The sequence below is a fragment of the Permianibacter aggregans genome, assembly GCF_009756665.1.
Taxonomy (GTDB): Bacteria; Pseudomonadota; Gammaproteobacteria; order Enterobacterales; family Permianibacteraceae; genus Permianibacter; species Permianibacter aggregans.
Genome location: NZ_CP037953.1, coordinates 767317 through 779420, shown reverse-complemented (window position 1 = coordinate 779420; position 12104 = coordinate 767317). Strand labels below are relative to the sequence as shown.

The 12104-nt window shown below is 54.3% G+C and carries 15 protein-coding genes; 8 read left to right on the top strand and 7 right to left on the bottom strand.

The genetic code is table 11. The features are described from left to right. Position 1: 1 nt before the first annotated feature. The 4 genes from E2H98_RS03625 (at position 2) to E2H98_RS03610 (ending at position 2250) form a co-directional block, all read left to right on the top strand. The gene (locus E2H98_RS03625; RefSeq protein WP_133587901.1) at positions 2 to 343 is read left to right on the top strand and encodes a DMT family protein; all 342 of its coding nucleotides are present in this window, start codon (positions 2 to 4) and stop codon (positions 341 to 343) included. A 9-nt stretch (positions 344 to 352) separates the two neighbouring features. Continuing rightward, positions 353 to 1615 (top strand): threonine/serine exporter family protein, encoded by a 1263-nt coding sequence (locus E2H98_RS03620; protein ID WP_133587899.1) that lies wholly within the window; start codon positions 353 to 355, stop codon positions 1613 to 1615. Beyond that, on the top strand, positions 1599 to 1961 hold the full coding sequence (locus tag E2H98_RS03615) for a cupin domain-containing protein (RefSeq protein ID WP_133587897.1): 363 nt from the start codon (positions 1599 to 1601) through the stop codon (positions 1959 to 1961). The genes E2H98_RS03620 and E2H98_RS03615 overlap by 17 nt, the downstream gene beginning before the upstream one ends. A gap of 97 nt (positions 1962 to 2058) precedes the next feature. Next, positions 2059 to 2250, top strand: coding sequence for a hypothetical protein (locus E2H98_RS03610; RefSeq protein ID WP_133587895.1), 192 nt, complete (start codon positions 2059 to 2061; stop codon positions 2248 to 2250). Between the two features lie 41 nt (positions 2251 to 2291). Here the strand turns inward: E2H98_RS03610 and E2H98_RS03605 are convergent, their stop codons facing one another. Further along, positions 2292 to 3482: a DUF3667 domain-containing protein gene (locus E2H98_RS03605; RefSeq protein ID WP_157591230.1), complete on the bottom strand. Its 1191-nt coding sequence runs from the start codon at positions 3480 to 3482 to the stop codon at positions 2292 to 2294. A gap of 144 nt (positions 3483 to 3626) precedes the next feature. Between E2H98_RS03605 and E2H98_RS03600 the strand changes: the two genes are divergently transcribed. Beyond that, positions 3627 to 4736, top strand: a complete 1110-nt coding sequence (locus tag E2H98_RS03600) for an alkane 1-monooxygenase (RefSeq protein WP_133587891.1) — start codon at positions 3627 to 3629, stop codon at positions 4734 to 4736. 27 nt (positions 4737 to 4763) lie between these two features. On the opposite strand, the gene E2H98_RS03595 is transcribed toward E2H98_RS03600, so the two are convergent. From E2H98_RS03595 to E2H98_RS03575, 5 genes are all read right to left on the bottom strand, one after another. Continuing rightward, positions 4764 to 5150, bottom strand: coding sequence for a hypothetical protein (locus tag E2H98_RS03595; RefSeq protein ID WP_133587889.1), 387 nt, complete (start codon positions 5148 to 5150; stop codon positions 4764 to 4766). A gap of 4 nt (positions 5151 to 5154) precedes the next feature. Further along, positions 5155 to 5538, bottom strand: coding sequence for a LiaF transmembrane domain-containing protein (locus E2H98_RS03590; protein ID WP_157591229.1), 384 nt, complete (start codon positions 5536 to 5538; stop codon positions 5155 to 5157). Positions 5539 to 5611: 73 nt separating this feature from the next. Next, positions 5612 to 6892, bottom strand: coding sequence for an ABC transporter permease (locus E2H98_RS03585; RefSeq protein WP_133587885.1), 1281 nt, complete (start codon positions 6890 to 6892; stop codon positions 5612 to 5614). Between the two features lie 2 nt (positions 6893 to 6894). Next, complete coding sequence (locus tag E2H98_RS03580) at positions 6895 to 7743, bottom strand: ABC transporter ATP-binding protein (protein WP_198325228.1); 849 nt, start codon at positions 7741 to 7743, stop codon at positions 6895 to 6897. 146 nt (positions 7744 to 7889) lie between these two features. Continuing rightward, positions 7890 to 10760 (bottom strand): M16 family metallopeptidase, encoded by a 2871-nt coding sequence (locus E2H98_RS03575; protein WP_198325227.1) that lies wholly within the window; start codon positions 10758 to 10760, stop codon positions 7890 to 7892. Between the two features lie 156 nt (positions 10761 to 10916). Here E2H98_RS03575 and E2H98_RS03570 point away from each other — a divergent pair, with 156 nt between their 5' ends. Next, a complete protein-coding gene (locus E2H98_RS03570) occupies positions 10917 to 11120 on the top strand; it encodes an SEC-C metal-binding domain-containing protein (RefSeq protein WP_133587881.1) in 204 nt (67 codons plus the stop codon). A 10-nt stretch (positions 11121 to 11130) separates the two neighbouring features. Continuing rightward, positions 11131 to 11466 (top strand): YqcC family protein, encoded by a 336-nt coding sequence (locus E2H98_RS03565; RefSeq protein WP_133587879.1) that lies wholly within the window; start codon positions 11131 to 11133, stop codon positions 11464 to 11466. On the opposite strand, the gene E2H98_RS03560 is transcribed toward E2H98_RS03565, so the two are convergent. Continuing rightward, a complete protein-coding gene (locus tag E2H98_RS03560) occupies positions 11463 to 11759 on the bottom strand; it encodes an MGMT family protein (RefSeq protein ID WP_133587877.1) in 297 nt (98 codons plus the stop codon). The genes E2H98_RS03565 and E2H98_RS03560 overlap by 4 nt on opposite strands. A 92-nt stretch (positions 11760 to 11851) precedes the next feature. Here E2H98_RS03560 and E2H98_RS03555 point away from each other — a divergent pair, with 92 nt between their 5' ends. After that, a complete protein-coding gene (locus E2H98_RS03555) occupies positions 11852 to 12055 on the top strand; it encodes a hypothetical protein (protein ID WP_133587875.1) in 204 nt (67 codons plus the stop codon). The last annotated feature ends 49 nt before the right edge of the window (positions 12056 to 12104 follow it).

The window sequence follows — 12104 nt, the reverse complement described above, 5'->3', positions numbered from 1 at the left end:
CATGCCGGTGATATTGCAGTCGACGCTGCTGTTGATCGCATCGAATGTGTTCATGACATTTGCCTGGTATGCGCACCTGAAAAACTTGAGTGCCAAGCCGTGGTGGATTGCTGCCTTGATCAGTTGGGGCATCGCCTTGTTCGAGTACTTGCTGCAAGTGCCGGCCAATCGCATTGGCTATACCGAACTCAGCGTCAGTCAACTGAAGATCATGCAGGAAGTGATCACGCTGTCGGTGTTCGTGCCGTTCGCGGTGTTCTACCTGAACGAATCATTTAAATGGGATTACGTCTGGGCAGCGCTCTGTTTGCTCGGTGCGGTGTATTTCATGTTCAGAAGTTGAGGAAAGCGAATGTCTGTTGCCGATGAATCGCGCTGGCCTGCGGCCGATACACCGACCGGCTTTGTGTTGCGCCTGGCCAAAGCGCTGCATACGTACGGCACTCCGGCCTACGAATTGGAGCGACTGATCAACAGTGTGGCGAAACGGCTTGGGTTTGGTCTCGAGTGTTTCTCGCTGCCGACAATGATTACGCTCAGCTTGTTCGAGCAAGATCGGCATAGCAGTTTCGTTATCCGGGTTTCTCCCGGCGACATCAACCTGGAAAAACTGGCGCGTGCCAACAGTATCGCCGAGCGCGTCTTGCACGGCGAAATGAATGTTAGTCAGGCGGCCAGGGAGCTTGTTGAAGTCACGCGCGCGGCGCCACGCTGGGGCAATACGGCGGTGGTGTTCAGTTTCGGTCTGGTATCGCTTGGTGTCGCCCGGGTGTTCGGTGGCGATTGGGCGGAATGCCTGTCATCCAGCATCATCGGTTTCATGGTCGGTTTGCTGGCCATACTGAGTAGCCGCAATATCGTTACCGGTTATTTGTTTCCGACGATGGCAGCATTTATCGCGGCGTGTCTGTCGTACCTGTTGGCGCATTTGACCGGCCATGCCTCGGTTTATATCACGTTGGTTTCAGGGTTGATTGTCTTGCTGCCGGGTCTGACGATTACCGTCGGGCTCGGCGAGTTGGCGACCCAGAATCTGGTTTCCGGCACGGCGCGCCTGGCCGGCGCCGCGATTCTGTTTGTGTTGATGGGATTCGGTATCGCGGTCGGCGATTTGCTCGGGGAATACTGGTTTCCGACACTGCCGCAAAAAGCGCTGAAGCTGTTGCCATGGTGGACCGAGTGGCTGAGTGTGGTGATCGCCGGTATCGGCTTTGTCGCGTTGTTTCAGGCGCGGTTGCGTGATGCGATATGGGTGTTGCTGGCCGGCATGATCGCCTATAGCTCAGCACGCTATGGCAGCAGCCTGGCCGGCCCGATCGCCGGGGCGTTTATCGGCGCGTTCACCATTGGCGCAGTGTCGCACTTGTTTCGCTTTGTCATGCTGCGGCCGAACTCGATTATGCTGGTGCCGGGCATTATTTTGCTGGTGCCGGGCAGTATGGGCTTTCGCAGCCTGCATGCGCTGCTGGAAAAGGATGTGCTTGCCGGTCTCGACACCGCGTTTCAAATGATGCTGGCTGGCGTGTCGCTGGTTATTGGTCTGCTGTTATCGTCAGTCTTTGCGCTACCGGAACGGCGCGAGCGAAAAGGAGTGCCTGATGAAGTCCATCCCTGAACTGGTGCTGTTTGCCAAAGCCAGTACCGAAACGGAACATTTTCGCCCGGATAGCGTAAAAATCGTTTCTGGTGATCCACGACAAACGATACGCAATCATTTTTCCGACGCGATGGGCCAATTTCACGCCGGTGAGTGGACCGGAGAAATGGGCGAATGGCGGGTGGAGTATTCCGAACAGGAGTTTTGTCTGATTACCCGAGGTGTCGTGAAAATCCGCAGTGATGACGGACAGGAGTACACGTTAAAAGCCGGTGATGCCTTTGTTATTCCATCTGGCTTCAAAGGCTATTGGCAGGTGCTGGAAGCGGTGCACAAATACTATGTGATCTTCGAGCCGACGTGAATTTGTCACGCCTGTATTGGTAAATGTTCGTTGGGTGCGGGTTTTCCCTGTTCTACGCTGTAATTGGAATGAGCAAATACCTTACTGGGAGGCATCCATGAAAGTAGTTATCATCAGTGTTGTTGCGATTTTGGTGTTGAGTGGTTGTGCCATGAGTCAACCCAAAACCAAGTTTGTCACAGACAAGGATTATATTGGCCAAGTGGAAGCGGCGGCGAAACACCGTGGAGTTGACGTGGTATGGGTCAATCCTCCGGTGCGACGTATTGAGCGCAAAGACGATAAATAATCCGTATGGCTGACCGGCATTGGCGCCAACTCTCAGGCCGGTCAGCTATTCAATAAACCAATCACCAAATCAATCGCTATCGTGAACGACAGTAGAATAATATAAGCCAGACCGATCACATGGTATTTGAACAGGGTCATCAACCAGCCCTGACCATAAACTTGTTTTTGCATGATCAGCAGGTAGATTGGAATCCATATCAGCGCCGCCAATGTCAGATAGTCGAGCAAACCTGGCAAAATCGGCACGACATCCGTCAGTTCTGTTTCCAGTTGCGACAGCAGCAACACCGACACCAGTGTGACAAACATGAAGCTATGGCTGTGAAATGCCACCATCAAGTGTTCGATGTAATAACGCCCCGAAAACGGATAACTGAGCTTCAGGAACAAGGCAAATAACGGCAGCGCAATAAACATCGACTGCGGCAAAACGGACAATGCCGCATCAAACATTTTGCTTGGGTCATCTCTCAGGCTTTGGGCCTTTTCTTCCATTTGCTTATTTTTTTCTTCCAGCCAACGGTTGACGCGATCTGGCAGCCATGGCTGTGGCTCCAGCAGACTGATGCGGATGCCATCATCCTTCTTTTTCGCTTTTTTGGCTTCTGGTTCTGCCGCTGTTGGGGGCGATGGCGGCGATAGTGATTGCGCTTCAGCTGCTTCTGACTGTTCTTTGATTTTGTCCAGAATCTCTTCGGGCTTGTTGCCAGTCATTTTCAGCGCTTGTTGTACGCCTGGTTGATTCAATGCTTGGGCTACTTCGGCCTGTTCCTCTGGAGTGAGCGGTCGTTCAATCTCATCGTCGCCGTCGACTTTGAATACACCGTTGTTCATCGGATTCATCAAGCTGATCAACAGGAAAAACAGCAGGCTGGAAATGACGTAAAGACGCAGCGGTGGCACGTAGCGCTGACGTCGTCCGGCAAAATATTCGACCGTCAGGAAGCCAGGACGGAACAGCAGAGGCTTCAATGTCCGTACCAGGCGCGAGTCCATTTCAAACACATCATGGATGATGTCGCGCAACAGCAAACCAAAGTGACGGACGGACACCCGCTCATGCTGGCCGCATTGATAACAGAATGGCCCCTGCATGGGCGTTTTGCAGTTCAGGCAATTGCGCAGGGCAGCGGGAATAACGTGACTGGCCAAGACAGCATCATCGCCGGCGGTAATAACGGATCGATTCTCTGGTGAAAGTTTTTGCAGCGATGTGGAGTTATTGCTCATCAGTGACATCCGGTAACTGCCTGATCTGCACCGAACTCATTCGAATCGGCACGGACGCTTCAATAGCGGCAAGTGTACAGCGGCTGGCCAGCTATGATAAACACACTGAGTGGTGAAATCTGGGCATTCGGGAGCATCGCCAGGATGTTGACCAATTGGATACCTGTCACGCATCGACAGGCTTTGCATTGCAAACAGTATGCTTACCTGGTGGCTTATCTGCCGGCAGCGTTGCCCTGGTTGGGGTTGTCGCTGGCGCAGGCAACCGGAAACTATCCGCTGTGGAGCTTTTTCACGCCAATGGTGGTGTTTGGCCTGATCCCGCTGCTGGATTATCTGCTGGGCCGCGATGCTCTGAACCCAACTGATGACGAAGCCAGTAATTTATCGCAACAGCCGTTTTATCGGCTGCTGACCTTGGCGTGCGTACCGGTGCAGTTGCTGAGTCTGGGCGGCGCCCTGTGGTTATTGCCGCAATTGCCGGATTGGCTCAGTCAATTGGGCTGGGCGGTGTCGATTGGCATCGTCAGCAGCGCGCTGGCGATCAATGTCGGTCATGAGCTGATCCACAAGAATGAGCGCCTGGAACAACAGGCCGGCGCGTTATTGCTGGCGACGACCTGCTATGCCGGTTTCAAGGTTGAGCATTTGCGTGGTCATCATGTCCATGTGTCGACGCCGGTCGATGCCTCCAGCGCCCGCTATGGCCAATCGCTGTTTCATTTTTTGCCGCGCGCCATTTGTCGCAATGTACGCAATGCCTTTCAGTTGGAGGCTCACCGTTTGCAGCAACGCGACCAGCGTTTCTGGTCGCGGCACAATGAATTGCTACCTTGGTATGGCGTCAGTGTCTTGCTGGCGCTGATGGCATTTGCGTTGTCCGGTTGGCAAGGCTTGGGATTTTTTCTCGGCCAGAGTCTGGTTGCGATTGTGTTGCTGGAAACGGTCAACTACATCGAACATTACGGACTGCATCGGCGTCGCGACGGGGATGGACGCTATGAGCGAGTAACGCACCAACACTCGTGGAATGCCAATTACTTATTGAGCAATCTATTGCTGTTTCATTTGCAACGGCATTCCGATCACCACGCCTTTCCGAAGCGGCGTTATCAGGTGTTGCGTCACTTCGATGACAGCCCGCAGCTGCCCGGTGGCTATATGGCGATGATTGTGCTGGCCTGGATCCCGTGGGCCTGGTTCAAGGTAATCAACCCACGGGTCGAAGCCTACTACGACGGCAAACCGCTGTAGCGGCTTCGCGCAATACAGGAAAAACGCTTACTGAACCGGCGCGCCGTAAATCCCTTTGCATTGATTCGCTACGCATTCACAGCCCAACGGTTCCTGAAAACCGCAGATGCTGACCCGGCCTTCCTCTTTGCATTTGGCTTGCACGGCTTCCGGATCGACTTTCTGGTCCTTGTGCACGCATTGCGGGTTGTAGCCACAACAACTACCAACGTCTTTGACCATGCAATCTTCGTTATTCGTGCATTGCATTGGCGCGTCTTGCTCCAATGCTGCGCGCAGGGCCGGGCTGGCCGGTTCGGCTTGCAGGGATTCAGCAGCCGGTGCCGGCGTTGTTGCCACATCACTGCTTGGCGTTGATGGTTCGGTGCCGCACGCGGTTAGCGCCAGCAACAGTAATGTCATTATCGTGCGCATGTGTTTACTCTTTCCCCCATCCTTTATTGAAAATAATCGACAGGCCGCCAACGATAATGAACAGCGGCCACCATTTATGCCAGGACAATCCGGCCAGAAAAATGACCGCAACGACCGTGATTGCCAGCGCACCAGTCAAACGGCCGCCGGCTTCGGCATCGAAACGGCCAAGACGCTTGTAGCGTTCGTAAACCGACAAATACATCATCACTGCCGGAATCAAAATGAACAGCGCCCACCAGTTCTGGCGAAATGGCAGCCAATCGTGATAGCCGTGTGCTTTCAACAAAAACACGACGCCGATGACGATGACAAAAATTCCTACCAGCCAACGCGGAAAGTAGTTGGGTTCATTGTCCTTGCCGGATTCGTTTGCTTTCTCAATCATTTTGTTGTCGTTTTCCATAGCTATTGCCTCGTTGCGCAAGACTGCCGGCCATCACCGGCAGCGACGATGTTTTTCAACCTGCGGCATCCAGGGATTTGATTCGTTGCAGGCCGATACCATAGGCGATTAGTCCTAGGCTCAGCAAGATAGCAACCGGTTTCAGCATTTCCTGGACATCAAATCCGCGCCAAATGGCTCCCTCTAGCGCCAGAATGCCCCATTTGACTGGTGAGAAATGGCTGACGTTCTGCAGCCACTCCGGCATCAGGAACAGCGGCAGCATGGCGCCACCAATCATCGCGAAAACCATCAGCACCGCCCAGCCAAGGCCATTCAATGCCTGTTCGGTTTTCGCAATCGCGGCAAACAACATCATCAAACCGGAAAAGCACACGGCAATGCCGGTGATGGCAAGCGCCAGCAGCGCCGGTGTTTCAATCGGCATGCCGAACACGGTGCGCCCGACGATCAACAGCGTGCCGATGACGATAGCGATGGTGACAGCGCAGGTCAGGCTTTTTCCGGCCAGAACGGTAGCGGTAGTGATCGGGGCCGCACGCAAGCGCAGCATCGTACCGCGTGAGTACTCCTGCACCAGCGACGTACCAAAGCCCATGATGCAGCCTAACGTTGCCCACATGATAGCCTGCGGGAAAAACACCGCTTGTGCATGTCCTGGGCCTTTTTGCTCGCGAATCACTTCCTGTTTTTCGATGTTGAGCGGGGTGAAACCATCAAAGCCGCTTTCACCGGTATTGTCTTCGACCGCTGGTTGCTCGGCCAGCAACTGCTCAATTTTCGGCAAGTAGTCATTGAGCAAATCGCGCCAGGCAGCCGGCATGTCATCGGCGGCCTGAATTTGCGCAAGGCTTTTCTGCATCTGTTCACGCATCGCGTCACTTGAGGAGAACAGCTTGGTGAAACGATCGGCACCATATTTCATCAGCACGCCTTCGAGCAGACCGGCTTCGGCGGTGCGTTTCGGGTCGACGCCAACGATCAGAGTCGGCGCCTTGCCGGCGAAGACTGCATCGTAGCGTTCACCGAATCCTTCCGGTATCACGATGTACGCGGTCAAATCACCTTTGCGCACGGCGTTCTGTGCCTGCTCAAGCGCCATCGCTTGTACTTTCAGTTCGTCGGCGTCCGTCAATGTTTGTACAAACGCCGTGGCGGCAGCAGTTTGATCTTGTTGCACAACGGCGACTTTGATTTGTTTGCTGCCACCGCCGCCCATCATGTTGCCGAACAAACCGGCGAACAGCAGCGGGAAAACGAACGTGAAAAACAGCGTTACCTTGTCGGTGCGTAGCAATTGAAAATCCTTGCGGACAATGGCCCATAGACTGTTCATGATTAATCCCTCAGGTGTTTGCCGGTCAGTTTCAGAAATACCGACTCCAGCGTCGGTGCCCGCACGTTCAATTGGCTCAGGTCGGCGTGTTGTTGCAGAAGTGAGGCCAGTGCTTGTTCCGGTTGTGGCGTATCAATCTGATGGCGTTGACCATCATGCAGATAGCTGATTTGGGTCGGCCCGCCGTGCTCGCTGAGCAAGGCATTGACGCTATCCAGCGCCAGTAGTCGGCCTTGATCGATGATTGCGACGCGGTCGCAGAGTCGCGCCGCTTCTTCCATGTAATGGGTCGTGTAGATAATGGTTTTGCCGGCCGCTTTCAGCGCGTCAACCGTTTCGAACAGGCGATTGCGCGACTGCGGATCGACGCCGGCGGTTGGCTCGTCGAGCAGTACGATGTCCGGGTTGTGGATCAACGCGCCGGCAAGATTCAAGCGTCGCAGCATACCTCCGGAGAACGATTTGACCGCGTCATTGGCGCGGTCGCGCAGACCAACCAAATCCAGTACGCGGTCAATGGCGGCGTCAGCCGTTTTTCCCTGCAGCTGATACAGCGAACAGAAGAACTGCAGATTCTGGCGCGCCGTCAGTCGCTCATAGAGCGCAATTTGCTGAGGCGCGATGCCAATTCGGCGCCGCACGGAGGCTTCGGTAGGTGGCTCGCCAAACACCCGGATCTCGCCGTTATCCGGATGCAACAGCCCGGTCATGATGTGACAGGTGGTGCTTTTGCCGGCGCCATTCGGGCCGAGCAGGCCGAACACTTCGCCGGCGTGCAGCGCAAAACTCAAGTTATCGACCGCCGGCCGGTCGCCGTAGCGCTTGCTGACGGCCTTCACGCTCAGAATCATTGTCCATCTCCTTTGCCAAGTCGTTGATGGACATTGTGCGATCTCGGCCAATCGGCCAGTAGTGCCGATTGTCATGGGTTCGGCATGACATTTGTCATGACAAAAAAAGCCCCGGTGAGACCGGGGCTGGTTTTTCAGCAAGGCGCTTACAGCACGTTGCCTTCGGCGTCCATGCGGACAATTTCGTATCCGAGTACTTCGAGGCCTGGCAATACCGCTTTGGCATCACCAACCACGACGATTTGCATCTGCTCGACATCCAACAGTTTATTGGCCAGCTGGTTCAGTTCTTCGAGCGAAATCTCGCGCAGAATTTTCTGTTGTTGATCAACGAAGTCCGGCTTGAGATCGTACCGCATCATCTGGAACAGGAAGTTCAGCTTTTGCGATGGCGTTTCGTAAGCACGGGCATCGCGTTGGCCGATGGCGTTTTTCAGGAACTGCAACTCGGCTTCGGTCATGCCCTGTTCGCGATAACTACGGATTTCTTTCAGAAACTCGACAATCGATTTGTCGGTAGCATCAGTACGAACACCGGCGCCAGCAGAGAAGTATCCGTAGTCTTCAGCGCCAGAAAAGCCTGAGCGGGCACCATAGGTATAGCCCTTGTCTTCGCGCAGGTTCAGGTTGATGCGGCTATTGAAAGCGCCACCCAAATTGAAGTTCATCAGACCGGCGCGATAGTACTCACCGGTAGCGTCATACGGCAGCGCATGATTGCCGATGCGGATTTCTGATTGCGCGGCGCCCGGTTTATCGATCAGATAAATGCGGGTTTTGCCGAGTGTGTTCGCTTTCGGCAATCCTGGCTGAGCCACGTTTTGCGCCGGCCACTCGGCAAATACATTCAACTGCTTCAGCAGTTTTGCTTTCGGTACATCGCCGACAACGACAATGCTGGCAACCGACGGTGAGAAGTATTGCGCATAAAACGCTTTGACCTCATCGAGTGTCAACGCCTTTACTGATTCCACGGTGCCGGAGCTTGGTTGGCCGAGCGGATGCGTGGCACCAAACAACAATTTGCTGAACGCATTGTTGGCGGTGACCGTCGGCTGTTTTTTGCTGTGTTCAATGCCTTGAATAGCTTGCGCTTTGACGCGGGCAAAATCGGCTTCCGTGAACGCCGGGTTCAGCAAACGCTCAACGGCCAGCTGCAGCGTTTTGTCGAGGTTTTTGCTCAGCGAACTGACATTCAACGAGCTGTAGTTGTCGCCAGCGGAGAAGCTGATCGAGCTACCGAGTTTTTCCAGCTCCAAGGCAAATTGCTCGTTGCTGTAGTTTTTGGTGGTCTCGTTCATCATCGCCGCGGTCAACTGCGCCAGACCGGCTTTTTCGACCGGCACATGACGATGGCCAACATTGAGCTCAACGCTCAGCGAAACGGTTGGGGTTTCATCGTATTCGGCGCCCAGCACTTCAATGCCGTTGGCCAGTTTTTCCGTCCAGGTTTTCGGCAGGTTGACGCCCGGAGCCTGTCCCGGCTGCGGTTTGACGCTGCGATCGAAATTGTCCTGCGGACGGCGGTAGACCAGATCGGTATCGCCAATTGGCGCATATTCCGGCAAGGTGCGTGGCTTTGGCGTGTAGGTATCTTCGTGAGCAATCAGTTGCTTGGCGCCTTTCGGCACGATGCTCATGATCACCGCTTTCTGGCCTTTGATGTATTGCTCGTAAACGCGCATGACATCGGCTTTAGTGACGTTCTGGTAACGTTTCAGATCTTTGCCGACGTAGTTGGCATCATCAAGAAAGGTTTCGAAGTAAGCCAGTTGCGAGACTTTGCCGGAAACGCTTTCCAGACCAAAAGTCTTGCTGGCTTCCAGCTTCGCTTTCGCTTTGATCAAATCGTCATCCTGAACGCCGCGTTGTTCGAACTCGACCAGGGTTTTGCGGATTACCGCTTCCAGATCAGCAAGGGTTTTGCCTTGCATCAGCGCTGGATTGGGCAGTGCCAGCATCGTGAAGTTACAGGCGAGTTCAGCGCAGGGATGGCTGGCCGATGCCTGCACGGCGATTTGGTTTTTCACCAGGTTCTGATAGAGCAGCGAGGTTTTTCCCTGGCCCATGATTTCGGCCAGGATATCAAGCGCGGCTTCGTCTTCATGGAAGGCGTATACGGTAGGAAAGTTGATATACAGCAATGGCAGATGGACATTGTCTTCCATCGAAATGTAGCGATCGTTGTCCAGTTTTGCCGGCATTTTTTCCATGTCGGTTACTGCTGGGCCAACTGGAATCGAACCAAAATATTTGTCGACCCATTTCAGTGTCTGGGCAACATCGACATCGCCGCCAATAGTCAGCACGGCATTGTTCGGGCCGTACCAGCGCAGGAAAAATGCTTTAAGATCGTTGACGTTGACCCGGTTCAAATCTTCAATGTAACCGATGGTCTGCCAGCTGTACGGATGACCTTCCGGATACAGCGCTTCGGCAACCCGCTCACGCAGCAAACCGTACGGTGCGTTGTCATAGCGCTGACCGCGCTCGTTCTTGACCGTTTCGCGTTGTACTTCAAATTTTTGTTGAGTCACGGCATCGAGCAAAAAGCCCATGCGGTCCGCTTCCAGCCACAGCATCGTTTCCAGCTGATTGGCTGGCACCGTCTGGAAATAATTGGTGCGATCGGAGTTGGTGGTGCCGTTCAGCGTGCCGCCAGCTTCGGTGATGATTTTGAAATGCTCTTCATCGGCGACATGCTCGGAGCCCTGAAACATCATGTGTTCGAAAAAGTGGGCAAAGCCCGATTTGCCGATTTCTTCGCGCGCCGAGCCAACATGGTAGGTGACATCGACATGGACCAGCGGGTCGGAATGATCCTCGTGGATCAACACGGTCAAACCATTGCTGAGTTGATACTTTTTATACGGAATGGTTATACCGTCTTCCGTGGCGCTGACCGCTTCGACAAAACGCACACCCTCCGGTAATGCCGCACTTTTTTGCACTGGCTGATGGCTGCAGGCAGCCGCAAACAGCGCCGCAGCAATGCTGGTTAACAGTACTCGTTTCAATGTCATTCTCCTTATTCAACGGAAATCACAGGTTTCCGATCGAGGCCCGCATTGTACGAATCTGAGCGCTGTTGGCCAGCACCGGTGTGTAAACGCATCTTGCAGGCCAGGAAATCGCGGGGGACAATATTCCTTTTGCGCCCAGGAGTTTGCTTAATGCATACGCACGTACATGGTCCGGATTGCGATCATGACCACGACCACGATCATGTTCACGGCCCGGATTGTGACCATGACCATGACCATCACCATCATCACCGGCCTGCAGCGCCAGTGCACAACCCACTGCGCAATGTCGGTCGCAATGATCCTTGCCCTTGCGGGTCAGCATTGAAATTCAAGAAATGCCACGGCAAGTGATGGGCTGGGCATGACGGATCCATACCTACGTTGCCAACAATATCTCGACCGACTGGAGCGTCGTCTACAGTCGGAAGGCTTGTGGAGCAATGAAATCCCTGAGCCCGCCAGCTTTGACAGCACGATGCCATTCTGCGTTGATACGATGACATTGCCGGAATGGTTGCAGTTCGTGTTCCTGCCGAGAATGCAGGAACTGATTGAACGGCGCCTGCCGCTGCCGAGCAGGGCCGGCCTTCATCAATATGCGGAAGTCTATTTTCAGCAGCAGCCCGGAAGCTACCCGGCATTAATCCGGTTGTTGGCCGAAATTGACGCGTTTATCGCTGAACCAACTATGCATTAAGCGGGTACGCGACCACTGCAGGCCCGCTCTCCGCGAATCTCAACCCCTTCGCTCGCCAACCGCCGCAGCTGTTTGCGATAGCCGGCGCTACCCGGTTCGAGGCCGGGCCGCCCGTCGCTACGCAACACTCGATGCCAGGGCAGGCTATCGTCCGGCGCGTTGGCCAATACTCGTACCACCAAACGATGATAGCCGGGTAAGCCGGCATGGCGAGCGACATCGCCATAGCTCATCCAGGCGCCCTTCGGAATGTGCTTAATCACCGCCAGCAGGCGTAGTTGTCGTTCGTCCATCAATTGTCTCAAAAAAATAAATTGACAACGGATTGTTAACTCTATATATACGCAACCCGAAACAGTTCTATCCAGCTGCGAGGTTCGCCACTATGGCCGGTTTTTCGGGTATCGAAGACGAGTTTGAAGTCGATTCCGGCGATAACGCCGAGAATATTAACGTTGACGGTCGCGATGGCAAGTTGCCGCCGCGCTGGCGTCAAATCGAGATGCTGCGGGAAAAGCGTGAGTTGTCCAAGCTGATGGGATCGCTGGACGATTACGACTACGACTTCGACGACAGCGAAGAAGAGTAAGCAACAACACCGGCGCCTCACAGGCGCCGGTTTTCTTTGCCCTGGAACT

Coding starts and splice junctions, on each gene's coding strand:
- E2H98_RS03565 (WP_133587879.1), top strand. CDS start 11,131: ATGACGGATCCATACCTACGTTGCCAACAATATCTCGACCGACTGGAG.
- E2H98_RS03615 (WP_133587897.1), top strand. CDS start 1,599: ATGAAGTCCATCCCTGAACTGGTGCTGTTTGCCAAAGCCAGTACCGAA.
- E2H98_RS03600 (WP_133587891.1), top strand. CDS start 3,627: ATGTTGACCAATTGGATACCTGTCACGCATCGACAGGCTTTGCATTGC.
- E2H98_RS03580 (WP_198325228.1), bottom strand. CDS start 7,743: ATGATTCTGAGCGTGAAGGCCGTCAGCAAGCGCTACGGCGACCGGCCG.
- E2H98_RS03585 (WP_133587885.1), bottom strand. CDS start 6,892: ATGAACAGTCTATGGGCCATTGTCCGCAAGGATTTTCAATTGCTACGC.
- E2H98_RS03595 (WP_133587889.1), bottom strand. CDS start 5,150: ATGCGCACGATAATGACATTACTGTTGCTGGCGCTAACCGCGTGCGGC.
- E2H98_RS03610 (WP_133587895.1), top strand. CDS start 2,059: ATGAAAGTAGTTATCATCAGTGTTGTTGCGATTTTGGTGTTGAGTGGT.
- E2H98_RS03570 (WP_133587881.1), top strand. CDS start 10,917: ATGCATACGCACGTACATGGTCCGGATTGCGATCATGACCACGACCAC.
- E2H98_RS03560 (WP_133587877.1), bottom strand. CDS start 11,759: ATGGACGAACGACAACTACGCCTGCTGGCGGTGATTAAGCACATTCCG.
- E2H98_RS03590 (WP_157591229.1), bottom strand. CDS start 5,538: ATGATTGAGAAAGCAAACGAATCCGGCAAGGACAATGAACCCAACTAC.
- E2H98_RS03605 (WP_157591230.1), bottom strand. CDS start 3,482: ATGAGCAATAACTCCACATCGCTGCAAAAACTTTCACCAGAGAATCGA.
- E2H98_RS03620 (WP_133587899.1), top strand. CDS start 353: ATGTCTGTTGCCGATGAATCGCGCTGGCCTGCGGCCGATACACCGACC.
- E2H98_RS03555 (WP_133587875.1), top strand. CDS start 11,852: ATGGCCGGTTTTTCGGGTATCGAAGACGAGTTTGAAGTCGATTCCGGC.
- E2H98_RS03625 (WP_133587901.1), top strand. CDS start 2: ATGCCGGTGATATTGCAGTCGACGCTGCTGTTGATCGCATCGAATGTG.